This window comes from Pseudomonas sp. rhizo66 (genome assembly GCF_031931925.1).
In the GTDB taxonomy this organism is placed as follows: Bacteria; Pseudomonadota; Gammaproteobacteria; order Pseudomonadales; family Pseudomonadaceae; genus Aquipseudomonas.
Window position 1 is genome coordinate 17,479 of sequence record NZ_JAUJWZ010000013.1, and the last position, 25,810, is coordinate 43,288.

At 56.4% G+C, this 25,810-nt stretch carries 23 protein-coding genes; 15 read left to right on the forward strand and 8 right to left on the reverse strand.

What is annotated here, in order from left to right:
- The first annotated feature begins 15 nt into the window (after window positions 1-15).
- The 3 genes from QZR14_RS16465 to QZR14_RS16475 are packed head-to-tail and all read left to right on the forward strand — an operon-like array spanning window position 16 to window position 3,658.
- The gene (locus QZR14_RS16465) at window positions 16-1,824 is read left to right on the forward strand and encodes a sensor histidine kinase (protein WP_250606405.1); all 1,809 of its coding nucleotides are present in this window, start codon (window positions 16-18) and stop codon (window positions 1,822-1,824) included.
- Window positions 1,821-3,206 carry a sigma-54-dependent transcriptional regulator gene (locus QZR14_RS16470; protein WP_311997126.1) on the forward strand — a complete coding sequence of 462 codons (1,386 nt, stop codon included), beginning with the start codon at window positions 1,821-1,823 and terminating at the stop codon, window positions 3,204-3,206. Before QZR14_RS16465 ends, QZR14_RS16470 begins: the two co-directional genes overlap by 4 nt.
- A complete protein-coding gene (locus QZR14_RS16475) occupies window positions 3,203-3,658 on the forward strand; it encodes a YiiD C-terminal domain-containing protein (RefSeq protein ID WP_311997127.1) in 456 nt (151 codons plus the stop codon). Before QZR14_RS16470 ends, QZR14_RS16475 begins: the two co-directional genes overlap by 4 nt.
- Before the next feature lie 205 nt (window positions 3,659-3,863).
- Here QZR14_RS16475 and cysQ read toward each other — a convergent pair whose 3' ends face one another.
- Window positions 3,864-4,691 (reverse strand): 3'(2'),5'-bisphosphate nucleotidase CysQ, encoded by an 828-nt coding sequence (cysQ, locus tag QZR14_RS16480; protein WP_311997128.1) that lies wholly within the window; start codon window positions 4,689-4,691, stop codon window positions 3,864-3,866.
- 11 nt (window positions 4,692-4,702) lie between these two features.
- Entirely contained in the window at window positions 4,703-5,269 is a 567-nt protein-coding gene (gene nudE, locus QZR14_RS16485; RefSeq protein WP_311997129.1) for an ADP compounds hydrolase NudE, read from the reverse strand.
- Window positions 5,270-5,357: 88 nt separating this feature from the next.
- Here nudE and yrfG point away from each other — a divergent pair, with 88 nt between their 5' ends.
- The gene (gene yrfG, locus QZR14_RS16490) at window positions 5,358-6,020 is read left to right on the forward strand and encodes a GMP/IMP nucleotidase (RefSeq protein WP_250606410.1); all 663 of its coding nucleotides are present in this window, start codon (window positions 5,358-5,360) and stop codon (window positions 6,018-6,020) included.
- A gap of 102 nt (window positions 6,021-6,122) precedes the next feature.
- Here the strand turns inward: yrfG and lysM are convergent, their stop codons facing one another.
- A complete protein-coding gene (lysM, locus tag QZR14_RS16495; protein ID WP_311997130.1) occupies window positions 6,123-6,563 on the reverse strand; it encodes a peptidoglycan-binding protein LysM in 441 nt (146 codons plus the stop codon).
- 138 nt (window positions 6,564-6,701) lie between these two features.
- On the opposite strand from lysM, the gene QZR14_RS16500 reads away from it, so the two are divergent.
- The 4 genes from QZR14_RS16500 to QZR14_RS16515 all read left to right on the forward strand — a co-directional run bounded on the left by QZR14_RS16500 (window position 6,702) and on the right by QZR14_RS16515 (window position 11,694).
- Window positions 6,702-7,589 (forward strand): LysR family transcriptional regulator, encoded by an 888-nt coding sequence (locus QZR14_RS16500; protein ID WP_250606412.1) that lies wholly within the window; start codon window positions 6,702-6,704, stop codon window positions 7,587-7,589.
- Window positions 7,590-7,681: 92 nt separating this feature from the next.
- Entirely contained in the window at window positions 7,682-8,521 is an 840-nt protein-coding gene (fdhD, locus tag QZR14_RS16505; RefSeq protein WP_250606413.1) for a formate dehydrogenase accessory sulfurtransferase FdhD, read from the forward strand.
- Window positions 8,518-10,866 carry an FdhF/YdeP family oxidoreductase gene (locus QZR14_RS16510; RefSeq protein WP_311997131.1) on the forward strand — a complete coding sequence of 783 codons (2,349 nt, stop codon included), beginning with the start codon at window positions 8,518-8,520 and terminating at the stop codon, window positions 10,864-10,866. The genes fdhD and QZR14_RS16510 overlap by 4 nt, the downstream gene beginning before the upstream one ends.
- Window positions 10,867-11,211: 345 nt before the next feature.
- Window positions 11,212-11,694, forward strand: coding sequence for a glycine zipper domain-containing protein (locus QZR14_RS16515; RefSeq protein WP_007909074.1), 483 nt, complete (start codon window positions 11,212-11,214; stop codon window positions 11,692-11,694).
- Window positions 11,695-11,748: 54 nt separating this feature from the next.
- Here QZR14_RS16515 and QZR14_RS16520 read toward each other — a convergent pair whose 3' ends face one another.
- The 4 genes from QZR14_RS16520 to QZR14_RS16535 form a co-directional block, all read right to left on the reverse strand.
- A complete protein-coding gene (locus tag QZR14_RS16520) occupies window positions 11,749-12,174 on the reverse strand; it encodes an acyl-CoA thioesterase (protein WP_250606415.1) in 426 nt (141 codons plus the stop codon).
- A gap of 213 nt (window positions 12,175-12,387) precedes the next feature.
- A complete protein-coding gene (locus tag QZR14_RS16525; protein WP_311997132.1) occupies window positions 12,388-13,614 on the reverse strand; it encodes a 3-hydroxyacyl-CoA dehydrogenase in 1,227 nt (408 codons plus the stop codon).
- 212 nt (window positions 13,615-13,826) lie between these two features.
- A complete protein-coding gene (locus QZR14_RS16530; protein ID WP_250606417.1) occupies window positions 13,827-15,755 on the reverse strand; it encodes a RecQ family ATP-dependent DNA helicase in 1,929 nt (642 codons plus the stop codon).
- 179 nt (window positions 15,756-15,934) lie between these two features.
- The gene (locus tag QZR14_RS16535; protein ID WP_250606418.1) at window positions 15,935-16,438 is read right to left on the reverse strand and encodes a polysaccharide deacetylase; all 504 of its coding nucleotides are present in this window, start codon (window positions 16,436-16,438) and stop codon (window positions 15,935-15,937) included.
- A gap of 303 nt (window positions 16,439-16,741) precedes the next feature.
- On the opposite strand from QZR14_RS16535, the gene QZR14_RS16540 reads away from it, so the two are divergent.
- The 7 genes from QZR14_RS16540 (at window position 16,742) to QZR14_RS16570 (ending at window position 24,160) form a co-directional block, all read left to right on the forward strand.
- Window positions 16,742-17,017, forward strand: coding sequence for a hypothetical protein (locus tag QZR14_RS16540; protein ID WP_250606419.1), 276 nt, complete (start codon window positions 16,742-16,744; stop codon window positions 17,015-17,017).
- Window positions 17,018-17,110: 93 nt separating this feature from the next.
- Entirely contained in the window at window positions 17,111-18,253 is a 1,143-nt protein-coding gene (locus QZR14_RS16545) for a hypothetical protein (RefSeq protein WP_311997133.1), read from the forward strand.
- A gap of 365 nt (window positions 18,254-18,618) precedes the next feature.
- Entirely contained in the window at window positions 18,619-18,918 is a 300-nt protein-coding gene (locus QZR14_RS16550; protein WP_311997134.1) for a hypothetical protein, read from the forward strand.
- 176 nt (window positions 18,919-19,094) lie between these two features.
- The gene (locus QZR14_RS16555; RefSeq protein ID WP_230669414.1) at window positions 19,095-19,256 is read left to right on the forward strand and encodes a YhfG family protein; all 162 of its coding nucleotides are present in this window, start codon (window positions 19,095-19,097) and stop codon (window positions 19,254-19,256) included.
- A gap of 172 nt (window positions 19,257-19,428) precedes the next feature.
- The gene (locus tag QZR14_RS16560) at window positions 19,429-19,923 is read left to right on the forward strand and encodes a helix-turn-helix domain-containing protein (protein ID WP_311997135.1); all 495 of its coding nucleotides are present in this window, start codon (window positions 19,429-19,431) and stop codon (window positions 19,921-19,923) included.
- On the forward strand, window positions 19,920-21,191 hold the full coding sequence (locus tag QZR14_RS16565) for a type II toxin-antitoxin system HipA family toxin (protein WP_311997137.1): 1,272 nt from the start codon (window positions 19,920-19,922) through the stop codon (window positions 21,189-21,191). Before QZR14_RS16560 ends, QZR14_RS16565 begins: the two co-directional genes overlap by 4 nt.
- A gap of 224 nt (window positions 21,192-21,415) precedes the next feature.
- Window positions 21,416-24,160 carry an NACHT domain-containing protein gene (locus QZR14_RS16570; protein WP_311997138.1) on the forward strand — a complete coding sequence of 915 codons (2,745 nt, stop codon included), beginning with the start codon at window positions 21,416-21,418 and terminating at the stop codon, window positions 24,158-24,160.
- A 57-nt stretch (window positions 24,161-24,217) separates the two neighbouring features.
- On the opposite strand, the gene QZR14_RS16575 is transcribed toward QZR14_RS16570, so the two are convergent.
- Complete coding sequence (locus QZR14_RS16575; protein ID WP_123449451.1) at window positions 24,218-25,759, reverse strand: phosphoenolpyruvate carboxykinase; 1,542 nt, start codon at window positions 25,757-25,759, stop codon at window positions 24,218-24,220.
- Window positions 25,760-25,810 lie beyond the last annotated feature (51 nt).

Here is a 25,810-nt window from a genome sequence, read left to right on the forward strand (position 1 = left end):
CAGGCGCATCGGCTCATGAAACCAACTCTTCCCCCCAGACCTCGCTGGCGCAGTCTTGCCCTGCTGGCCCTGTGTCTTGCGCCGCTGCTGTGGCCGCTGGAACATCTCGCCGAGCGCTATTACCGCAGCGAACTCGCCGGACAGAACCGCCAGACCCTCGACCTCTACGTCGCCAACCTGCTGGGCACCCTGCACCGCTATGAAGTGTTGCCGCAGATCCTCGGCGACCTGCCCGCCCTGCGCGCGGTACTCGGCGCACCGGACGACGGCGTCACCCAAGGCAATGCCAATCGCCTGCTGAAGAACATCGCTGCGCAGACCGGCGCCGAAGTCATGTACCTGATGGACACCAGCGGCCAGACGCTGGCAGCGTCGAACTGGGACAAGCACGACAGTTTCGTCGGTCGCAATTTCTCCTTCCGTCCCTACTTCAGCGAAGCCATGGCCGGACGCCTCGGACGCTTTTTCGGCCTCGGCACCACATCAGCCAAACGCGGTTACTTCTTCGCTGCCGCCGTGCGCAATGGCGAAAAAATCATCGGCGTGCTGGTGATCAAGGTCGACCTCGACCACACCGAAAGCCTGTGGGGCAAAACCCCGGAACAACTGTTGGTGACCGACCACAACGGCGTGGTGATTCTCACCTCTCGTCCGGAATGGCGCTTCCGCTCGACCCGTAACTTGAGTGACAGCGAACGCTCGGCGATCACCGCTATCCAGCCTTACCCGACCCGCGCACCGCGGCCGCTGAACCTAAGCCCCAGCGCATGGCTGACCCAGACCCACGACATCGCCGAAACCGGCTGGAGCGTGAGCATCCTCGCCCCGCGCACGCTGATCGACCGCCCGGTGCGCACCGTGGTTGCCATCGGCGGCGCCACGCTGCTGGTGCTGATGCTGTTGCTCGGTCTGATGATGCAACGCCGCCGGCATTATCTGGAACGCATCGCCTTCGAGGCCAAGGCACGTCGTGAACTGGAAGGCCGCGTCGCCGAGCGCACCAGCGACCTCGAAGGCCTCAACCGGCGTTTGAAGGAGGAAGTGCTGGAGCGTGAACAGGCCCAGCAGGAGCTGGTGCGTGCTCAGGACGACCTGGTCCAGGCCGGCAAGCTGTCAGCGCTGGGCACCATGTCGGCGAGCATCAGCCACGAACTCAATCAGCCGCTGGCAGCGATCCGCAGCTACGCGGAAAACGCCGAAGTGCTGCTCGATCATCAACGCATCGACGATGCGCGCGGCAACCTCAAACTAATCAGCGAACTGACCGGCCGCATGGCCTCGATCATCGCCCACCTGCGCGCTTTCGCCCGCCGTGATCGCCACGCACCGGAAAGCGTTGCCCTGCAACCGGCGCTCGACGATGCCCTGGCGCTGCTGGCCAAACGTCGGCGCAGCATGGAAGTCGAACTGATCCGCGATCTGCCCGCCGCCACGCTGTGGGTCGAGGCCGGGGAAACGCGCCTGCGTCAGGTGCTTGGCAACCTGCTGGCCAATGCCCTCGACGCGCTCACCGAGAAAGGCCCGCCGCGCAAACTGTGGCTGAGTGCCGAATCCACCGCCGAGGGCGTCAATCTGTACATTCGCGACAACGGCCCGGGCTTTTGCATGGAAGCCCTCGGCCGCGCCAGCGAGCCCTTTTACACCACCAAGACCCGCACTCAGGGCCTGGGCCTGGGGCTGGCGATTTGTGAAACGCTGATGCGCGCCTTCGGTGGTGAACTGTCGTTCGCCAACCACAAGCAAGGTGGCGCCTTGATTACCCTGCGGCTGCGCGCCGGTGCGCCCGGGGTCAGCCTGCAACCGTCCGAGGATCGAAGTGCATGACCATCGACAATCGCATTCAGGTGGTGTTGATCGACGACGATCCGCACCTGCGTCAGGCCCTCGGCCAGACCCTGGATCTGGCCGGCCTGAAAATTCTGCCGCTGTCCGAAGCCAAAGGACTGGCCGCACAACTTGAGCGTGACTGGCCGGGCGTGGTGGTCAGTGACATTCGCATGCCGGGCATGGACGGTCTCGAGTTGCTGGCCGAACTGCACGCGCAGGATCCGGAACTGCCAGTGCTGCTGATCACCGGCCACGGCGACGTACCGCTGGCGGTGCAGGCCATGCGTGCCGGCGCTTACGATTTTCTCGAAAAACCGTTTGCCAGCGATGCGCTGCTCGACAGCGTGCGCCGCGCCCTCGCCCTGCGCCGACTGGTGCTGGACAACCGCAGCCTGCGCTTAGCCCTCAGTGACCGCAATGAACTGAGCGCGCGGCTGGTCGGCCATTCGACGCCGATGCTGCGCCTGCGTGAGCAGATCGGCGCGCTGGCCGCGACCAAGGCGGACGTGCTGATCCTCGGCGAAACCGGCGCCGGCAAAGAGGTGGTCGCCCGTGCGCTGCACGATTTGTCCAGCCGTCGTAATGGCCCGTTCGTGGCGATCAACGCCGGCGCACTCGCCGAGTCCGTGGTGGAAAGCGAACTGTTCGGCCATGAACCCGGCGCGTTTACCGGCGCGCAAAAACGCCGCATCGGCAAATTCGAATTTGCCAACGGCGGCACATTGTTTCTCGATGAAATCGAGAGCATGAGCATGGATGTGCAAGTGAAGTTGCTGCGCATGCTGCAAGAGCGCGTGGTCGAGCGTCTGGGGGGTAATCAACTGATCCCACTGGACATCCGCGTGATTGCCGCGACCAAGGAAGACCTGCGTCAGGCCGCCGATCAAGGCCGCTTCCGTGCCGACTTGTATTACCGCCTCAACGTTGCACCGCTGCGTATTCCGCCGCTGCGCGAACGCGGCGAGGATGCACTGGTGCTGTTCCAGCATTACGCCGACGAAGCCAGCGCCCGCCACGGCCTGCCGCCACACGAATTGCAACCGGCGCAACGCGCCTTGCTGCTGCGCCACACCTGGCCGGGCAACGTACGCGAACTGCAGAATGCCGCCGAACGTTTCGCTCTCGGCCTGGAACTGGCGCTGGATAACGGTGACGCTGAAAGCGCTGGCAGCACCACGGTCGAAGTCATCAATGGCGGTCTGAGCGAGCAAGTGGAAAACTTCGAGAAGTCGCTGATCGCCGCGGAACTGGCGCGCTCCCACAGTTCGGTGCGCAGCCTCGCCGAAGCCTTGGGCATTCCGCGCAAGACCCTGCATGACAAGTTGCGCAAGCATGGCCTCAACTTCGGCGACAGCAGCCATGGGGACGAAAACGAATGAGCACCGACAGTCACTATCTGGAATCGGTCCTGCATCACGACATACCCCTGACACGGGACATGGGGCTGAAGGTGCTCGACTGGCACGAGCAGCAGTTGAGCCTGCATCTGCCTCTCGATCCCAACGTCAATCACAAGAGCACGATGTTCGGTGGCAGCCTCTACTGCGGCGCGGTGCTGGCCGGGTGGGGCTGGTTGCATTTGCGTCTGAAGGAAGAAGGCATCACCGATGGGCACATTGTGATTCAAGAAGGGCAGATCAGTTATCCACTGCCAGTGACCGGCGATGCCGTGGCGATTTGCCCGGCGCCGGATGCAAAGGTGTGGAAGAAGTTTCTGGCGATGTATCAGCGTTATGGACGGGCGCGGTTGACGCTTGATACGCGGATCGTCAATGCGGGAGGTGATGAGGATGCTGTGACATTTACCGGGCAGTACGTTTTGCATCGCTGACAATCAAAAGCCCCTCACCCTATACCCTCTCCCAAAGGGAGAGGGTTAGGGTGAGGTGTCTTGCGTTGGACATCGACCTGAAAGATCGAAGCGATTATGGATTCAGCAAAACTCGACCAGGTCGGCGCTACTCTCAAATATCCCGGGATCGGCTCCCTCTCCTGGGGGAGAGGGCTGGGGTGAGGGGGATTGCGGATCAGCCCACTTACCCCCGGGCCAACTCCAACAACCTCGCCCGCCACGCCGCCTTCGCCGGCAATGCCAAAAAGAACTCGTTCAACAGCGATTCCCGCGCCGGATAACAAAACGCTTCCCCGCGTAAATCCAGCACTTCACCACCCGCGCCTTCCAGCACACCTTGCGCCGCCGCCGTGTCCCACTGCGAAGTCGGCGCCAGGCGCGGATAGCAATCCGCCGCGCCTTCAGCCAGCAGGCAGAATTTCAGCGAGCTGCCAATGTTGGCCAATTGCAACTCGCCCAGACTGGCACTCAGCCCGGCCAACAGACGTTCCTGCTCGGGACTCGAATGGCGACGGCTGGCCACCACGGTAAACGCCTCTTCCGGCCCCGGCACATCACGCACCTGAATCGCAACCGGCGTGCCGCCCTTGTCGCAGCGCCATGCGCCAAGCCCGGCGCCGCCAACGTAGAAACGACCATTGGTTGGCATCGATACCACGCCGAATACCACGCGACCGTTTTCGATCAGCGCAATGTTCACGGTGAACTCTTCGCTACCGCTGATGAACTCTTTGGTGCCATCCAGTGGATCCACCAACCACCAGCGCTGCCAGCCAGCGCGTACGCTCTGAGGGATGTTGGCGTCTTCCTCCGACAACACTGGAATGCTCGGATCCAGCGCCGTCAGCCCGGCGACGATCAAGTGGTGCGCGGCCAGATCCGCTGCCGTCACGGGCGAGTCATCGGACTTGGCCGTGACTTCAACGCCGGCGCGCCAGAACGGCAGAATCGCCTCGCCGGCCTGCAATGCCAGCTCAACGACCGGCGCCATCAAAGGGTGGGGAAACTTCATCGATATCTCACTCATGCTGGAAAGAACCCGCGCTCGGTCAGCAGATCGCGGGCCAAATACAGTGCAGCCAACGCGCGACCTTCAGAGAATTGAGGATGGAGCGCCAGCGCCGACAATTCGCGCAGGTTCACTTTGTCGACGCGCATCGGCTCGGGCTCGTCGCCTTCCAGGCGCTCTTCGTACAAATCGGTGGCCAGAACGACCTGGATCTTCTGGCTCATGTAACCGGGCGACAACGACAGCTCGGTCAGATGCTCCAGTTGCCGCGCGCCAAAACCGGCCTCTTCCTTGAGTTCACGCTCGGCTGCCGCCAATACGTCTTCGCCCGGTTCGATCAGACCTTTGGGCAAGGACAATTCGTATTCGTCAGTGCCGCCGCAATACTCTTCCACCAATACCGCGTGCTCGGCATCCAGCATCGCCACGATCATCACCGCGCCGTAGCCCGCACCTTTGCCGACCAGACGCTCATAAGTGCGTTCCACACCGTTGGAAAAACGCAGTTTGAGTTCTTCGACACAAAACAGGCGACTGGTGGCGACGATCTCGCGGGCAAGTACGGTGGGTTTCTGGCGCATGCAAAGCTCCTTGGCGTGAACGCGCTACTATAACGCGGCTTTCCCGATTGTTTATGTCGGATATCTTTCTACCGTTCGAGACGTTGCCATGCCTTCATTACCGTGGTCCGACATCGATACCGTTCTGCTGGACATGGACGGCACGCTGCTGGATCTGCACTTCGACAATCACTTCTGGCTGGAACACCTGCCCCAGCGTTACGCCGAACTGCACGGGGTCAGCCGGGCCATGGCCGAGATGGAATTGCAGCCGCTGTTCGAACGCCACGCCGGCCAGTTGCAGTGGTACTGCCTTGATTTCTGGAGTGCCGAGCTGAAGTTGTCGGTGCGTGAACTGAAGCTGGAAACTGCGCACCTGATTGCCTTGCGGCCGGATGCCGATACCTTTCTGGAGGCAATCAAACGCGCCGGAAAACGGGTGATCATGATCACCAACGCGCACCGCGACTCACTGTCGTTGAAGCTGGAGCGGATCGAACTGGCGCCGTATTTCGAGCGGCTGATCAGCTCCCACGATTATGGTTATCCCAAGGAGAACCCGCAGTTCTGGGATGCCTTGCAGGCGGACATCGGCTTTGATCCGGCGCGCAGTCTGTTTATCGACGATACCTTGCCGATACTGCGCAGTGCGCGGGATTTTGGCGTGGCACATTTGCTGGCGGTGAAAGAGCCGGATAGCCGCAAGGGTCCGAAGGACACGGCTGAGTTTGCGGCGGTTGAGGATTATCGGGATCTGATTGCCGGACTCTAATCTTCTGTAGGAGCTGCCGAAGGCTGCGATCTTTTGATTTTGATTTTTTACAAACAAGATCAAAAGATCGCAGCCTTCGGCAGCTCCTACAGAGGGTTTGTGTTACTCAGGAATACGCAGGGTCTGCCCTGGATAGATCTTGTCCGGATGCGACAGCAGCGGCTTGTTGGCCTCGAATATCTTGTTGTACTGGTTGGCGTTGCCATACACAGCGAGGGAAATCGCGCTGAGGGTGTCGCCTTTTTTCACCACGACAAACTTTGCTGCCGCCACCACCGGACCAGTCACCGTGATCTGATCATCAACGCTGCCGACACCTTCAATATTGCCTACCGCCAGCAAAATCTTCTCTTTCTCTTCCTGACTCGCAACTTCGCCGGCGACGGTCACTTTGTCGCCATCCACCGTCGCCTGCACATTCGGATTGCCCAAGCCGACCTTGCTGATGTGTTCCTTCAACTGCTCACTGGCATTGGCGTTGCCCGGGGTCAGCAGATCGATCAGCTTCTCACCGGCTTCTTTTACAAAACTTAAAAGACTCATCGTGGTTCTCTCCATGGAATAAAGGGTCAGTCGTCCAAGCCTAGACCACCTCAGACAAACCCGGTTCCAAGCCGACCAATGACCCTGCCACCGCGCAAGCGGTAGAATCTCCCACCCCTGCCAGCGCCCGGAGCGAAGATGGACATCAAGCAACTGAAATTCCTCATCGCCCTCGACGAAACCCGCCACTTCGGCCAGGCCGCCGCGCGTTGCCATATCACTCAGCCAACGCTGTCGATGCGCCTGCGCAGTCTTGAAGAAGAACTCGACCTGCCGCTGGTCAACCGTGGCCAGCGCTTCGAAGGTTTCACCGCGCCGGGCGAGCGCGTGCTGGCGTGGGCACGTTCGGTGATGGCGGCATATGACGGTTTGCACGCGGAAGCGGCGGCATGTCGCGGCAACCTGATCGGCACGTTGCGCCTAGGCGTGGTGCCGCTGTCGAGTTTCGATCCACTGCCGTTGATGCAACGCCTGCACAGCGCCCACCCGAACTTGCGTTTTGAGATGTCGGCGCTGAGTTCGGAGCAGATTCTTGAGCAATTGGCGAACAATCGCATCGATCTCGGCGTGTCGTATCTCGAGCGCCTGGATAACGAGCGCTTCGAGTCCCTGGCCTTCAGTGAAACGCGCATGGGCCTGCTCTACGATCAGCGCTCGTTTACATTTGGCGACGAACCCTTGAGTTGGGCGTCGCTGATCGAACTGCCGCTGGGCATGCTCACCAGCGGCATGCACTTTCGTCAGTCCATCGACCACAATTTCCACAGCCGTGGCCTGACTCCGCAACCGTTGCTGCAAACCGACGCCGTGCATCAATTGTTACAAGCCGTACACGGCGGGTTCTGCTGCGCGATCATGCCGCTTGACGGAGGGCTGGAAAAACTCACCGACCACCTGCGCCTGCAGCCCATCGAAAACGCTCAGACCCTCGCCCCGCTGGGCTTGATCATGCGGCGCGGGGCGCCACGCTCGGCGCTCGCCGAGGCGTGTTTTGCGCTGTATCAGAAATCGCCAACGGCGCCTTGATCAACGGCATCTATCGATAGATCGACACTAGCGATTAGACGCGACAACTTGCCGCGCCTAGTCTTAACGTTGTTCAAACCGTCGGTGATGCCATGAACGCCAAGCGCCCAGCCTGCGCGGCGCCTGCACTTGAAACGCCCGCGCCCGCTGCCAGCCAGACCTACAGTTACAGCGATCTACCCCGCGAGGAATCGGCCAGCACTGCGCTGGCCGAGGAAGTCGCGTTGGCGATTGCCTACAACGGCATCAGTCAGGCGGTGATGCTGGTGACGCCGACCGACCTGGAAGACTTTATCGTCGGTTTCAGCCTCGGCAGCGGCATCATTATCGACGCCACCGACATTTACGACCTGCAATTGACCGGTGCAGGCTCCGCGCAATACGCGCAAGTGACCATCGCCAATCGCGCGTTCTGGAATCTCAAGCAACAACGTCGGCAAATGGCCGGCACCAGCGGTTGCGGCTTGTGTGGCGTTGAAGCGGTGGAGCAGGCACTGCCTGATCTCAAGGTCTTGCCCGGCGCGCCGCTGCCACCGATCGAATGGCTGGACGGTTTACGTCAGCGTATCGGCGCGTTTCAGCCTTTGGGTCAGCATTGCGGCGCGGTGCATGCGGCGGTGTTCATGAACGCCAGCGGCGAATTGCTGTTTGGGCGCGAAGACATCGGCAGACATAACGCCCTCGACAAACTGATCGGCGGGCTGATCCGCCAGAAGATTTCCACTGAAGGCGGACTGGCGATTGTCACCAGCCGTTGCAGCCTCGAATTGATCCAGAAAGTCTTGCGCGCCGGCATCCAGACTCTGGTCAGCCTGTCCGCGCCCACGGGCCTTGCCGTGCAATGGGCCCGTCGACACAACCTCAATCTCATCCACCTGCCGCAGAAAAGTGCGCCGCGGGTGTACAGCCCCGCGATGGAGAATCAAGCGTGAGCCAACATCATCAAGCCGACCAGAAACCTGTCCCGCGCTACAAGCCTTACAAAGGTGCCGCCGGCGGCTGGGGTGCGCTGATCAGTGTGGCCCAGGCCTGGTTGACCAGCGACAACGCCCTGAAGAACCTGCGCATGATGCTCAAGACCAACCAGAACGGCGGTTTCGACTGCCCGGGTTGCGCGTGGGGCGATTCGCCGGAAAGCGGCATGGTCAAGTTCTGCGAGAACGGCGCGAAAGCGGTGAACTGGGAAGCGACCAAGCGTCGCGTGGATGCCAGGTTCTTCGCCAAACACAGCGTGACCTCTCTGCTGGAGCAGAGCGACTACTGGCTCGAGTACCAGGGCCGTCTGACCGAGCCAATGGTTTATGACGCCGAAACCGATCGTTACAAACCGATCAGTTGGGATGACGCCTACACGCTGATCGCCAAACACCTGCAAAGCCTGCCGAGCCCGGATCTGGCCGAGTTCTACACCTCGGGTCGTGCCAGCAACGAGGCGGCGTACCTGTATCAACTGTTCGTGCGCGCTTACGGCACCAACAACTTTCCTGACTGCTCGAACATGTGCCACGAAGCCAGCGGTGTGGCGTTGGCGCAAAGTGTCGGCGTCGGCAAAGGCACCGTGACCTTCGACGATTTCGAACACGCCGATGCGATTTTCGTCTGGGGCCAGAACCCGGGCACTAACCACCCGCGCATGCTCGAACCACTGCGTGAAGCGGTGAAACGCGGCGCGCAAGTGGTGTGCATCAACCCGCTGAAAGAGCGGGGTCTGGAACGCTTCCAGCATCCGCAACACCCGATCGAAATGCTCACCAACGGTGACAAGCCGACCAACACCGCGTATTTCCGCCCGGCACTCGGTGGCGACATGGCGCTGCTGCGCGGCATGGCCAAGTTCCTCCTGCAGTGGGAGCGCGATGCACAGAAGGCTGGCGAGCCTGCGGTGTTCGATCACGACTTCCTCAATGCCCACAGCGCCAACGTGCTCGAGTACCTGGGCGTGGTCGATGACACGCCATGGGAACAGATCGTCGAGCAATCCGGCCTGACCCTCGTAGAAATCGAGCAAGCTGCGCGCATGTACGCCAAGGGCAAGAACGTGATCATGTGCTGGGCGATGGGCATCACCCAGCATCGCCACTCGGTGCCGACGATTCAGGAAATCGCCAACCTGATGTTGCTGCGCGGCAACATCGGCAAACCCGGCGCAGGCCTGTGCCCGGTGCGCGGCCACAGTAACGTGCAGGGCGACCGCACCATGGGCATCAACGAGCGTCCGCCGGTGGCGTTTCTCGATTCGCTGGAACGACGCTTCCAGTTCAAAGTGCCGCGCCACAACGGCCACAACGTGGTCGAAGCGATCCACGCGATGGCTGAAGGTCGCGCCAAAGTCTTTATCGGTCTGGGTGGCAACTTCGCCCAAGCCACGCCGGACAGTCCGCGCACGTTTGCCGCTCTGAGCAATTGCGACCTGACCGTACAAATCAGCACCAAACTCAACCGTAGCCACCTGGCTCACGGTAAAGACGCGCTGATCCTGCCGTGCCTCGGCCGGACCGACATTGATATCCAGACCGAAGGCCCGCAAGCGGTCACCGTGGAAGACTCGTTCAGCATGGTTCACGCCTCCAACGGTCAGTTGCAGCCACTGTCGAACCAGATGCGCTCGGAGCCGTCGATCATCGCCGGTATCGCCGCCGCCACGCTGGGCAGCAAACCGGTGGACTGGAACTGGCTGGTGGCCGATTACGGACGCATCCGCGAACTGATCGCCGATACCATTCCCAACTTCAAAGAATTCAACGAGAAGATCAAGAACCCGGGCGGCTTCTACCTCGGCAACAGCGCTGGCGCGCGCAAGTGGAACACGCCGTCGGGCCGCGCCAATTTCCGCGCGAACATGCTGCCGAAAGATCTGGTGCACGAACGCACCCGCGCCACCGGGCAACTGCCGGATCTGATCCTGCAATCGATGCGCTCTCACGATCAGTACAACACCACGATTTATGGCCTCGACGACCGTTATCGCGGGGTGAAAGGCCAGCGCGATGTATTGTTTGCCAACGAAGCGGACATCATTCGTCTGGGCTTCCGTCCGGGGCAGAAAGCCGACATCGTTTCGATATGGGACGATGGCCGCGAGCGTCGCGTTAAAGGCTTTACGCTGCTGGCGTTTGATATTCCCGCCGGACAAGCGGCGGCGTATTACCCGGAAGTGAACCCGCTGGTGCCGCTGGAAAGCACCGGGGATGGCAGCCATACACCGACGTCGAAGTTCATTGCGATTCGGTTGGAAGCGGCGAGTGAGACTGGGTTGATCATGGCTAAATCCGCCTGAAGCGGTGTCAGTACCGGCCTATTCGCGAGCAAGCTCGCTCCCACATGGATCGCGATTTTTTTGCATGAACCCGATCAACTGTGGGAGCGAGCCTGCTCGCGAAAGCGGTGGGACATTCAATAAACCTCTTCCGGCTAGCACTTTTCAAACGCCCACAAAAAAGGCCGCTTTTTCACAAAAGCGGCCTGTCCGAAGTAGCTAAAGACCGGCGAAAATCAGTTAAGTTCCGCTGAAAAAACAGCAACTTGCAAAATTGTATACAAGTCGTGTTATTCGTCGGATTTCGATTGTCAGCCTTGTTACACAGCCTCAGGATCGGCGCCGTCATCCCTTTGAGGCTCATCTATGAAGTTCTCCTCGATTCTCTTGTTGTCCCTTGGCCTGGTCAGTGGTTTTGCTTCTGCAGGCGGCACCACCGAAGCAGGTGTGGGCGGCGCATTGGGCGGGGTTCTTGGCTCGGTCGTCGGTCAGTCCTTAGGCGGCAATACAGGTTCCACCATTGGCGCAGCCCTGGGCGGCGCGGGTGGTAGCGCGGTCGGCGCCGACAAACGCAGCCGTGGCGAAGCCGCCATCGGTGGTGCGCTGGGCGCAGCCGGCGGTAACGTGGTCGGCCGCAGCATGGGCGGCACCACCGGCAGCCTGATCGGCTCCGCAGCAGGTGGCGGCGCCGGTGGCGCGCTGGGTAACTATATGGGTAACAAAAGCGATGACGATGATCGTCGCTATGACCGTCGCCATGATGATCGTCGCTACTACCGCGACGGCCATCCAGGTCGCGGCCATGCCTACGGCCACCGCAAGCATCACAAGTACTATCGCCATCGTTAAGGCGGATGCTTGAACAAAAATCGCAGCCCGAGGGCTGCGATTTTTTTGCTTTTTTTAAACCACAAGGTATTCCAGTGCCTGCCGCAGCTTGGCGGGAATCGGCACTGGCTGGTTACTCGTCCGATCGACGAATACGTGAACGAAGCGCCCGGCCGCGCAGGCCTCGCTCTCTCCCACCTTGAACACCGCCAATTCGTATTGCACCGAACTGTTGCCCAGCTTGCCGACCCGCAGACCGATCTCGATCAGATCCGGAAAGGCAATTGAAGCGAAGTAATCGCACGCCGAACTGACCACAAATCCCACCACCTCGCCATCATGAATATCCAGACCACCGACTTGAATCAGGTAGGTGTTCACCGCCGTGTCGAAGAAGCTGTAGTAGGTGACGTTGTTGACGTGACCGTAAGCATCGTTGTCGTGCCAGCGTGTGGTGATGGGCTGGAAGTGTGAGTAGTCGGTGCGTTGAGGGGTGGACATGGTTGGGCTGATTCTCCTGTTTTTTCAGTGAGGCTGCTTGCCCTCACCCTAGCCCTCTCCCAGAGGTAGAGGGGACTGACCGAGGTGTTCTCTCGAAATACACCGACCTGAATTGCCGAGCCGAACGCGAAAGGCACAGAGATCGGCTCCCTTTCCCCCTCGCCCCCTTGGGGAAGAGGGCTGGGGTGAGGGGGTAAGATTTTGACTTCAACACTAATCCTGAGCAAACCGCCTACCCTGCGCCGCCAACTCACCAATCAACCGCGCCGGTTTCCACTGATCGCCCTGACGCGTCTCCAGCGCCAGCAAGCGCTGATGAATATCGGCCAGTCCTTGCTGATCCGCCCAGGCCATCGGCCCGCCCTTGTCCGCCGGGAACCCGTAGCCGTTCAGGTACACCAGATCAATGTCGTGCGCTGACGCGGCAATGCCCTCCTGCAAAACCTTCGCGCCTTCGTTGACCAGAGCCAGCAGGCAGCGCTCCAGAATCTCCTCCGGACCGATCTCGCGGCGCTGGAAGCCCAGCCCTTCGCTGACCTGCAATACCAGCGCATCGACCTCAGGATCGTGCTCGGCCTGACGACTGCCCGGCTCGTAATGGTAGTAACCGTTGCCAGACTTCTGTCCAAACCGGCCCAGCTCGCACAAGCGGTTATCCACCTGAACCTCTGGCGCATCCTGGCCCTTGCCGGCCAACTCGCGGGCACGCCACTCCAGATCGATGCCAACCACGTCGTACATGCGAAACGGCCCCATGGCAAAACCGAAACCTTGCAGCGCCGCGTCGACCTGCTGTGGATAAGCGCCCTCAAGCAACATCTTGCGCGCCTCCAGCACATACGGATGCAGCATGCGATTGCCGATAAAACCGTGGCAGTTCCCCGACACCACACTGACCTTGCCCATGCGTTTGCCCAGCGCCAGTGCAGCCTCCAGCACCGCCGCAGAGGTTTGCGCACCGCGAACGATTTCCAGCAGTTTCATGATGTGCGCCGGGCTGAAGAAATGCAGGCCCAGCACTTGCTCCGGACGCCTCGTCGCCGCAGCAATCGCATCGATGTCCAGCGCCGAGGTATTGCTCGCCAACAAGGCTTCAGGCTTGAGCAAACCATCCAGCTCACGAAAGATCTTCTGCTTCAGCTCAAGATTTTCGTACACCGCCTCGATCACCAGGTCGACATTGCGAATCGCCGCATAATCCGCCGCCGTACTCACCCGTGCGATACGCGCATCCGCCTCGGCCTGATCAATCCGCCCCTGACGCACGTTGTGTGCATAAGTCTCGGCCACAGTGGCGAGGGCCTGTTCAAGCATCTGTGGATTGTTATCCACCCATTGCACGGTCACGCCGGCATTGGCCAGGCACATGACAATGCCGCGGCCCATGGTGCCCGCGCCAATCACCGCGGCCTGCTGAATATCGAAGGATGTCTGGCTCATGTTGTTCTCTTGTTGGCGATCCAAAGACTGGTCTCACCATAGTCAGCCAATAACGGATTTTGAAGTTTATTACCGTGATGATCGACATTCAGCGGATGGATAGAGCCCCAGACTTGATGACACTTAATGTAGGAGCTGCCGAAGGCTGCGATCTTTTGATCTTGAACAAATCAACATCAAAAGATCGCAGCCTTCGGCAGCTCCTACAAGGATCAGAGGTGCTCTTGCGCCCAACTGCGGACTTCCGCATAGGGATACTCCTCCAGCCCCGCAAACCCGGTAATCGTTCGCGCCTTGAGCCTGGTAAACAACGGCACGCTGATCCCGCACAAAAATCGCGTCAGCCGTTCCGCCGTTGGAATCAACCCGGTGTGCTGCTCATGCCTGTGGATAAAATCGCCGCACAGCGCCGCGAAGTTTTTATCCACAAGCGCTGGCAACTCCGGTGGTGCCGGCAGCCGCGCAACCTGCCCGTGGCACACCGAACAATGCCCACACTGCTCGGGCGCATTGTGATCACCGAAATACTCGGCCAGGCGATAACCCAAGCAGCGTTCGGTGGCGAATACCTCAAGCATCGCGTGGATGCGCGCCACTTCGGCCTGCTCATGTCGGGTGAAATATTCATGCAGCTCGGCACTCAGGACATCGCTGTCGAAGTCGCTGTTCAGCAGGCTGTAGACCTCGGTCATTTGCTTGCTTTCCAGCTCGACCCAACCCTTTTCCTGGAAGTAATCCAGCGCCTTCACTACCCGATTGCGCTCGGCGGAATATTGCGAATACATCGACTCGAAATTCACTGTGGCCCAGGTGCGCGCGCGGGTCGAGGTCTGAATGATTGCAGCGACGAAATCCCTGCGCTCACCCTCAAAACGTTCAAGCAGCACTTCGGGTTCCAGCAGGTATTTGAAACGGTATTCGGCGTAGTAGGCGTAGCGCGGTGCGATCAAACCGCGCAGTTCCAGTTGCACCAGCAAGGTCTTCAGCGGCAGTGCGCGAATGTTGCTCTGATCCGCCAGCGGCCCGAGCAGAAACTCCCACTGCCCTTCTGGTGCCGATGCCTTCAGTTCGTCGAGCACATAGCGGATGCCGTCACGCTCCGGCGTATCGCCGTATACGAAGTTTTCCAGCACATTGAGGCTGTCGCGATTGGCCAATACCAAACAGTCGGATGGCTGCCCGTCGCGCCCGGCGCGGCCAATTTCCTGACTGTAGTTTTCGATGGATTTGGGCAGATCAAAGTGCACGACGTTGCGGATATCACTCTTGTCGATGCCCATACCGAAAGCGATCGTCGCGACGATGCAATTGGACTGCCCAGCCATGAAGCGCTTCTGGATCGCCTCGCGTTTGTCGTGGGCCAGACCTGCGTGATACGCCTCGGCCTGAATGCCGTTACGCTCAAGGTGTTCGGCGATGTGTTCGGCGGTTTTCTGCAAGGTCACATAGACGATGCTTGGCTGCCCTGGCCGCTCGGCCATCCACTCCACCAGACGCCGCCGCTTGTCCTGGCCGCGCACCGGTTCGACCAACAGATTGAGGTTGGGCCGATAGAAGCCGGTAGTCACCACGTCAGCGTCGGCGATAGCGAATTTGGCCTGCATGTCGGCGATGACTTTCGGCGTTGCCGTGGCCGTCAGTAGCAAGGTTTGCGGGATGTTGAACTGGCGTTGGTAGTCCGGCAGTTTTAGATAGTCAGGACGGAAGTTGTGGCCCCATTCCGAGATGCAATGCGCCTCGTCGACCACCAGCAACGAGATCGGCACTTGCTGCAAAAAGTTGCGGAAGCGCTCGTTCTTCAAGCGCTCCACCGAGATCATCAGAATCTTCAGTTCACCTGAGCGGGCGCGGGCCATCACGTCATTGGCGTCATCGCGGCTCTGCGCTGAATCAATGCTGCCAGCGGAAATACCGTGTCGCTGCAAAAACGCCAACTGATCCTGCATCAGCGCCAGTAACGGCGAGACCACCAATGTCAGGTGCGGCAGCATCAGCGCCGGCAATTGATAGCAAATCGACTTGCCGGAACCGGTGGGAAAAATCGCCGCCGCCGAGCGCCCGGCCAGCACCGCGCTGATCGCGGCCTCTTGCCCGGGTCGAAACTGTGGAAAACCAAAAACCTGTTCCAGGGTGTTGTGCATTCGCTGTCACTCCATTGACTGCTGCCATGCCAACAGCCTAGCGGGCGATCGCAGCGAGTCGAGAAAAGGTCGGGGCCAAATCGATTCGGAATGATACAGCGATTACTTGATTGCCACGGTCCCTGTGGGAGCGAGCCTGCTCGCGAAGAGGCCGGTCAGAACAACACAACACCGGAGGTTCAGGGGTGCAACACCGCCACCCGCAACTGCTCATTCAGCATCTGCTCATGGACGTTTTGGCTTTTGCTCGCCCACAGCGCATGGGCCGGACTGATGTCGCCAGTGAATGCCGCCGCCAACTGCCGCAGGTCAGCGACGCTGCGCACGCGCGGGCAGAACGGTTGTTCATCACAGTTCTGGCTGGCGTTGCGATAGGTGCTCAACAACCCCTCCCAGAGGCCGTCACGCACGCGGCGAATCGACTTCAGTTGCACGTGGGGCACACCGAGTCGCTGCTCAAGCCCTTCTTCATCCAGTGCTTCACTGGCCAACAGGGCTTTGGCGAACATCAACACCTCCCCGCGCGACGCCGTGTCCATGCTCGCTTGGCTGATGATTGCCTCCGGCCAATCGGTGCGATCGAGACGGTCCAGCACCCATGCATTGCCAATGTCAGAGGCCATGGTCCAACGGCAAGTGCTCAGCCCGAGCAATAAAATCGCGGCCATTCGTAGCCAGTGCATACCTAATTCCCTTTAAGCGCGTGTCAGACGTTTGGAAACGCCCTACAGATTCTGGCGCGCACGATACAGCGGTTTACCGCGAATCGCCTGACAAACATGTAGGAATTATTACGCCTAAGGGTTTTGGCCTGAAAAAGCTGCGAAAACACGTAGGGCATTTCCTCAAAACACGGAAAAACCCCTACGAATACTGTCCATTGCGGCTGTCTTGTCCCACAGAGAAACGCCCTTCTATAGTGGCCGGCGCGGCTGCAAACACTGCACCGGCCCGCTCCAGCGCCTTCGAACAGGACACGCCTGACCATGATCAACCGCTACCGCCCCCTCAAGACTTGCTACAGCGAAAACCCGGTACTGCTTATCGACAGCCACTCCAGCCAGACTGACCTGATCAATGCCGCCGATCAGCGCCTTCGCGCGGCCGGGGACTTGCTGGAGACACTCTATTGCCTATGTTTCAAACAGGCTGATGTGAAAGATATTCCCAACATCGTTAACGCGCTTTATTTGCTGGTTCAGGATGGCTGTGACTTGCTTGAAGTTGCCAAACAAAAATCGCCCCAAACAACATACAACTAATCCCGCTACAAATACGGAAACACCAACACGCTTTATTTATACATGCAGCCCACACTAACTTGTTCGCTCTTACAACTAAACGAGAGCAACAGCATGACAGTTCTAACTATATTTTTTTGCGGTACGGGTTCCAACAAGTTCGATACCGCCCATGAAAACTTCTGGGACGGTGAATTGGTTTCCACGCTGGCTGCCAACCACACCGGCCGCGAGTTCGCCGAATGGATCGTCGTCGACGGACCCGGCAGCGGCAACCTGCAAGCTGACGATCTGTTCACCAAAACCAAGGAGTACGGCCTTACGGGCACGCTGTTCGGCAAAGGCTGGGAGGAAAACGTGCAGCATGCCCTCAATATTATCAAGGGCAAATGCGACTGGCAGCGCGAGCAACTGACCGAGACTGAATACAACCGCCTCAAAGCCGCTGGCATTCCTATTGAAGACGTAAAAGTCGAGGGTTCGTGGTTCTGGCGCAAATATAACTACGGTGATCGCAGCGTGACCCAACAGAAGTTACAGGAGCAGATCATCAAGACATTTCGCAAGGATGGCGTTATTCCCACTCAGGTCAATCTGGTGGGCTGGAGCCGAGGGGGTGTAAGTTGCCATATGCTGGCCAATGCGATGCTCAATGATCACGAACTGAATAATATCCCGGTGAATATATTTGCCCTTGATCCGGTACCAGGAATCGGCAACTTCCAGGATGCGCGCGTCAAACTTGGCGCCAACGTCAAAGAATATGTCGCCTTCTATGCCCGCGATGAACGCTCCAAAGGTTTCAGTTGTGTCATTCCGCAAACCGCCACCGGCACTAAAACCTGCGTCTACCCGATGGCCGGCCGCCACGCGACCATGGCCGGCAACGCCACAGCTGACGGTGGTGTACCCACCAACAGCGGCGACCTGAAAGCGCTGGTCGAACCTGGCCGCATCGTCCGCCACCTCGCCGAAACCTGCCTCAAGCGCTGGGGCGTACAACTGAACAAAACCCTGAACCTGAGCGAAACAGATCTGCTGCGCCTGACGGGCGCCATCGTCGCCGACGAAGCGCGCTACAAGCGGATGCACAGCATTTCCTACACCTACTTCACCGAACTGGATAAAGGTGAGCGCTATGTTTCGCTGGGTAGCAAAGGGGTGCCGTTCTCGGCAGTGAAGGGTTCGATCTACGCGCCGGCAACGGGGCTGACGACGAGCCTGTTAAACGTTGCGGAGTATCGGATTATTGGTTGATGGCGCTGGGGGTGTGAGCGGACGAAAAAACCTACAGCAATAGCCTATCCGCTATTCGTCCAGTTCCTACAAACCTAGACTCCGTTGCCGCCTATCGCGGCTTGGTAAGTCAAATCTATAGTCGTGGCTGTCGCTGCCAAATCAGCGACTCGGGTTTGGTCACCTGAAATTGAGAGAGAGAAACTACGCATGCCCTTGTATGCTTGCCGCCATCTATTGTGCGGCATGCTTTATGGCGGCTGTGTTTGGGACGCTTCGGCGTACACGGAGTTCTCTCTCTCTGGTTGACCAACCCGAACACAGTCGCCTCCCATCGTTTGGTCATGATGGCGGCGGCTATTGGAACGCCTATAGAGAGAAGAACAATGAAAGCATGGAATCCGCTTACCCCTGATCGCTACCGCCCACTCGAATCAAACCTCACCGACACCAAGCCCCTGATCATCGACACAACGGCCAACCCGCAAGACATCCTCGAATGCGCCGTTCAGCGCCTGCGCGCTTCAAGCGACCTGCTACGCACCCTCTACTGCCTCAACTTCAGACAAGCCGACGTCGAAGACATCCCCCACATCACCCACGCCCTCTATCTGCTGACGCAGGATGGCTGTGACCTGCTGCAAGTCGCACAGCAGCAGATGCTCAATTGGAAGGCTCCAGTCTGAAATTGAGTGATCGTATCGCTCTTATGCACTCTGTGAGAGCGATCAAAAAACGGTAATTAAACATGGGAGCAACCATGAGCAAATTCTTTGATGAGCTGATGGAAAGCGTTATCGAAATGGACGAGATCTTACGCAAAAATCATCGCGATTCAGACTCAAATGCTGACACGAGCGTTTTGACGTTTCAGCAAAAGCAGGCCCATTACGACAAGGTTCGCCGGTCAAACTACTTGGCTAGCCTAAGTATTGAAGGTTTTGAAACCACCCCTGCCGATGCTGAAAAGCCACTTTCCTCACGCATGGAGGTTCTCGAAAAGTACCGGCAAAAACCGGGCTGACTCGAGGAAGCGCTCACGTTTAAGTGGCAGTATTCTAGCTATACAAGCCAAAAACAGATGGAATAATGCCACTTAACTTCTTTTTTTCAGGGATCTTGCGGCAAACAGCGTTCTTCAGCTTAAGTGCTATTATTCTGGCAGTTAAGGTTTAAAAATGAAGGAATACTGCCACATGGCCAAGAAAACAGCGCCGCTTTTGCCCTCCACTGCTCGGCTGTTGGTCGACCTTGGTGAACGACTGAAGCTGGCTCGCCTACGCCGCAAATTGACGGCCAAGCAGGTCGCCGAAAGATCAGGCATGTCGCTGACAACCTTGCGCCATCTGGAGTCAGGTGGATCAGGCGTCACCATCGGGGCCTACTTGTCGGTCATGCAAGTGCTGGGGCTGGAAAAGGATCTGAACAAACTGGCTGCATCCGATGAAATGGGTCGCCAATTGCAGGATGCGCAGTTAATGCCTGCAACAAGATCCGCAGCCAAAAAAACCCAGCGAGTACGAGCAGTCAGTGCGGCAAAAAAGGGCACATCCGAACACGCCGGGACTTCAAACGTTATCGATGCCGCCACTACCACGAAAATTCCGGCTGACTTCCCATTCAACACACACTCACTCTCCAGCCTTTTGAACACGAAGAAAAAGGCCGGCCCCCCAACAGGTGAAGAATGACGCTGATTGCTGTTTATGCAGACTGGGAATCCTTGAAAGGCGCCAGACGCCTCGGATTTCTACACGCAAGGAAAACACGCAACACCAACGTGTTCGAATTTGAGTACGACCCTAAGGCGTTGGCCGATCCCGAGTTGAGTTCCATAACTCTAGACCCGCGCATCGGCCCCTTCGAAGGCCGCCAATTCCCCGGCGAACATCAGAGCCGCTTTGGCGTCTTTGCAGACTCGAGCCCCGATCGTTGGGGCCAACTGCTGATGAAACGCCGATTGGAAAGGGACATTCGCGACGGCTTGCTCCCCAGCAACAGCAAGTTGTTTGAATCCGATTACCTGCTTGGCGTCCACGACCTGTTCCGTGTCGGCGCCCTTCGCTACAAACTCAATGACGAAGGCAACTTCCTCGACGACCGCGACGGCGTTGCAGCTCCACCCTTTGTCGAGCTACGCGCGTTAGAGCAGGCAAGTCTCGCCCTGGAAAACGATAGGGATAACACAGCCAGCGAGGGCCGCGAATGGCTAAGAATGCTCATCGCACCGGGCGGCTCACTGGGCGGCGCCAGACCGAAAGCCAGCGTCGTCGACGAGTTCGGCCAACTGTGGATCGCCAAATTCCCAAGTACGAGAGATGACTACGATGTCGGTGGTTGGGAATTTGTAGTAAACGCTTTGGCGGTCAACTGTGGTCTACGTGTTGCCACCGGCATGGCCCGACGCTACGCAAGCGATCACCACTGCTTCCTGGTAAAGCGTTTCGACCGAACCGAACGCGGCGCCCGACATCACTTCGCATCAGCCATGACCATGACCAACCGCGTCGACGGCGACGACGCCTCAACCGGCGCCAGCTATCTAGAGTTGGCGGAAGTAATCATGGAACACGGCTCGGAACCCAATACCGACCTCCGTGAACTCTGGTCACGAATCGTCTTCAACATCCTCGTTTCGAACACCGATGATCACTTGCGGAACCACGGTTTTATTCTGGATCCTGGCCGAGGATGGCGCTTGTCGGCAGCGTATGACATGAATCCGGTAGCGCATGCGGATGGGTTGAAGCTGAACATCACTGATTCTGACAATGCGCTGGATTTGGAGTTGGCGAGGGAAGTTGCTGCCGTTTTTCGAGTTTCCGACTCACAGGTGAATAAAATCATTAAGCACTTTCAAGATGCCATCGGCCAATGGCCTACATTGGCTGGAGCGCTGAAAATCTCTAGACAAGAGCAGGATCGGATGGCACCAGTTTTTGACTGCTTTAACAGATAGACATGTTTTTAAACTGAAATTTTCTTTTCTACCATTCAGCAAGCAGGTCGGTTCCTAAAACCAAACTTAAAGCTTCTAAGTACTGGCAAAATAATGCCTTCGGGTTTACGCTGACACAAAGGCTAAAAACACGTACGTAATGGCCATATGCACGAAGGGAAAATCTAAAATGAATCGCCAAACGACTGTAAAAAAGCATTCATCCTTCTACGGCGCATTTATTTATGAATAACAAGGAGCTGTTTTTTAAAAATATACAGAAACTACATGAAGACGATTTTAGCAAAACAATAATAATCCCTTTACTCAGGAAAATCGGATATCAATTTGTAGACTTTAATGGTGGCCCATACGAACTGGGCAAGGATATTATAGCCTACAAGTTAAATGAGTTTGATGACATTGAAGTAACAGTCATTCAATCAAAAATGTTTAAACCTAGCAGGACATCAACAAGTAGCCAAATATTCGGAACAATCGTTCATCAGCTAAGCTTGTGCTATTCAAAGAAAATCCCCTGCGCTGATGGAGTCGAAAGATCGCCATCGAAAATTCTTTTGATCACGCCATTTACTGTTGACACTAGACATTTAAGTGAGCAGTTTGAAAAAATAAAACTTCATAACATTGGAATATTCGACCAAACGAAGCTCACCAGCCTCCTCGACAAATATTGGCCAGATATCTACGAACCAGATCACAACAATCTGTCGCAAGCGATTAAACTACAGAACTACGATATTTCAAATGTTGAGCTCTACAGAGCACTACACATTGAATCCAAAACAACTTACTCAAATTATTATTCAGACTTAAATTTTTTTGTTGGCCAAACTGAAAGCCGAGAAGTCTTTTCCAGCCATATCCACTTCTCTAAATCCTTTCAGGGCTCATATGACGAACTTGAGTGGCAAGAGCTAAAGAAAGCTAACAAATGGATAAAAGAATGCATCGATCAAAATCTTATTCAGGGAAGCATTCAGAATATAGAATCCAACTACAATAAAAAACTATCTGAATATAACAAAAAAGAAAACCAAGAAATAATAGCTCAACTAACTCAAAACAAAGAAAATATTCAAACCCTAAGATCCTTAATAACATCCGAAATATCCATAGCAAAAAACTTAATTGCGGCTGTCATTACGACATCCAAATCAAAAGTAAGCAAAGAATCTGTACCGACTGGGTTTCTTTCTCCCCTAAAGAAAGCAATCGAAACCATCGAAGAGTTATCCTGGAGCGAATCTTTTTTAGAGATAGAGGTACAAATTCGAGAACTACCTATAAAAGATATCAAAGACAAAAGAGTAAAATCGTCTTTGTTGAATATAGGTAGCTTGGCAAAAGATTTACAAAAAGCCAACCTAACCATCATAACCTTAAATTCCTCTGTATTACCCATTCCTAATTATGAAACGGACATCTGCGAAAAAACCGTTGAGTCCGATATAAACTCAAAAATAAAAAATTTATCATTGCAACTGACACAACTAAACAAAAGAACACTTACAAATATTGAAGCTCGGACAATTCTCGACACTACCAACACAGTTCTTCGATGCATCGACCATTTGACGAAAAATTTAAAAAGTGCTTCTCTCAAAGTCACACTAAGAAAAGACACGTCATTTGCCAATGAGCTAGACATATCAGCCCACACTATCTTTGACTCGGGTTGCAACATAGCACTGTACGGCGACGCTGGAGCGGGAAAATCTACTACACTGTACGTTTATGCTGAAAAACTATATAAGAACAAAAGCTCTTCTGAGGAAGTTTTATTTATCCCCCTCAACCGAGTTACGAGCAAACTGGGAAAAGCAGGTATTGATCTTAAAGCGCAAGTCATTGATGAAAAAAGCCACTTCAACTCTCTTATAAATTCGTTCCTGCTCTATAGAGACGTTGATGTCACACCAGAAAACAGAAATTTATTAGTTGAAACGCTTTCCAAAAAAACGAAAGTAACAATAATAATCGATGCATTGGACGAATCAGCAAATAACTCAGACTGGATAATCCCTGCTCTGTCCGAACTTCCAAAACACATACCACAAGCCCAAGTAATTACTTCCTCACGAAACTGCGTTAGCTATATAAACGAGATAGAGTTCCTTGGAATTACACTACTTCCATTCAACAGGGACCAATTAAAGAAATTTATATTTGGTTGGCTCTCCGATGAAAGTCAATGCAATGAATTGTGGTCATGCATAGAAAACAATGAACTTTTCGAAGTAGCACGAAATCCACTTCTGGCAACAATTATATGCACACTTCACGAAAATGGAATTCCAGTCCCAGAAAATGAACCAGACGTCTACCGGCGAAAAATTGAACTTCTTTGCGGACTATATGACCAAAGCAAAGGAATAAAAAGAGCGACAAACGAAAAGTCTTTTCTAGAGAAGTGTTGCCAGAAAATCGCCTTCCAAATGCATGTAAGATCACGAAGAGAAGCAACTACTGATGAACTAAAAAGCTTTTTAGCAAGAGGGCTGGAATCAAGAGTTGGCTCAGATGTAGTTCAGAGCGCTCTGAACGACTTGATTGATGCTTGCAACATTTTAATAAAGTCCTCCGACGGAAATACTTATAGTTTTGGGCACCTCAGGATTCAAGAGTCACTCGCTGCAGAGGAACTCGAAAGAAACAGATCAATAGACATTATTGATCTCATGACCCAGAGTTGGTGGAGAGGCGCACTTTATCTATACTCATTTAATAATAATATCCAGCCTCTTATCGATCAAATTTACGATAGGCATAGCAATTTTACGCGACATAAAGCAACGCTACATATAATGATAAACAGTCAACCAAAAAACATTCAAAGTGGGCTTCGCGAACTGTTGTCCAAGCATGAGCACAGCGACATAAAGGAAGGATTTAATGAATTCGGTGTTAGCGATGCAGACTATGAAGATTTACTCGACGCTGATTTAAAAAATATTATTGGGTATTAGTCCCTCAAAAAAAAGCCGCCCCTAAAGGGCGGCTTTTTCATTCACAACAAACCAATCTTACAACTTCGGCCCAGCAGCCTTGATCGCGTCGCTCACTTCGAACTTCTTGAAGTTCTCGATGAACAGACCGGCCAGTGCTTTGGCAGCCTCGTCGTACGCAGCCTTGTCAGCCCAGGTGTTGCGTGGGTTGAGCAGGTTGGTTTCAACGCCCGGTACGGCCAGTGGCACGTCGAGGTTGATGGTGTCGAGGTGCTCGGTGGCTGCACCGATCAGCGCGCCGCTCTGGATTGCGGCGATCACTGCGCGGGTGGTCGGGATGTTGAAGCGCTTGCCGACGCCGTAGCCGCCGCCGGTCCAGCCGGTGTTGACCAGGTAGACCTTCGAACCGAAGCCGCGGATGCGCTTGATCAGCAGCTCGGCGTATTCGCCGGCCGGACGCGGGAAGAACGGTGCGCCGAAGCAGGTGGAGAAGGTCGACTTGATGCCGCTGCCCGAACCCATTTCAGTCGAGCCCACCAGTGCGGTGTAGCCGGACAGGAAGTGGTAGGCCGCTTGTTCTTCGTTGAGGATCGACACTGGCGGCAGGACGCCGGTCAGGTCGCAGGTCAGGAAGATCACAGCGTTTGGCTCGCCGCCCAGGTTCTTCTCGGAACGCTTGGCAACGTGCTCCAGCGGATACGCGGCGCGGCTGTTCTGGGTCAGGCTGACATCGGCGTAGTCGGCGTGCTTGGCGTCGTCAATGACAACGTTTTCCAGCACCGCGCCGTGCTTGATGGCTTTCCAGATCACCGGCTCGTTCTTCTCGGAGAGGTCGATGCACTTGGCATAGCAACCGCCTTCGATGTTGAACACCACGCCTTCGCCCCAGCCGTGTTCGTCGTCACCGATCAGGTAACGGCTTTCGTCGGCCGACAGGGTGGTTTTACCGGTGCCCGACAGACCGAAGAACAGGGTCACGTCTCCTTCTTCGCCGATGTTGGCAGCGCAGTGCATTGGCAGCACGTCAGCGGCCGGCAGCAGGAAGTTCTGCACGGAGAACATGGCTTTCTTCATTTCACCGGCGTAACGCATGCCGGCGATCAGCACTTTCTTCTGTGCGAAGTTGAGGATCACGCAACCATCGGAGTTGGTGCCGTCACGCTCAGGCACGCACTCGAAGTTGGCCACGTTGAGCACTTGCCACTCTTCACGACCGGCCGGGTTGTACTGGGCCGGGTTGATGAACAGGCAACGACCGAACAGATTCTGCCAGGCAGTCTGGGTGGTCATTTTCACGGCCAGGTAGTGATCTTCCGCCGCGCCTACATGCACGTGGGACACAAAGTGCTCTTGCGCGTTGTTGAAGGCTTCTACGCGAGCCCACAGCGCGTCGAACTTGTCGGCCGGGAACTTGCGGTTGATCGGGCCCCAGGCGATAGCGGCCTGGGTGGAAGGCTCTTCAACGATGAAACGGTCAACAGGCGAACGACCGGTGCGGTGACCAGTGCGAACAACCAGAGCGCCGGTATCGGCAAGCTCGCCCTCACCGCGCTGCAGGGCTTCTTTAACCAGATCATCAACACTCAGATCGGTGTACACGGCGTTATTGGCTTGCGTCATGAGGTTCCCCGTCGGCCAGTGGCCGAGTGTGCTCCAAACGTTTTGTAGTAG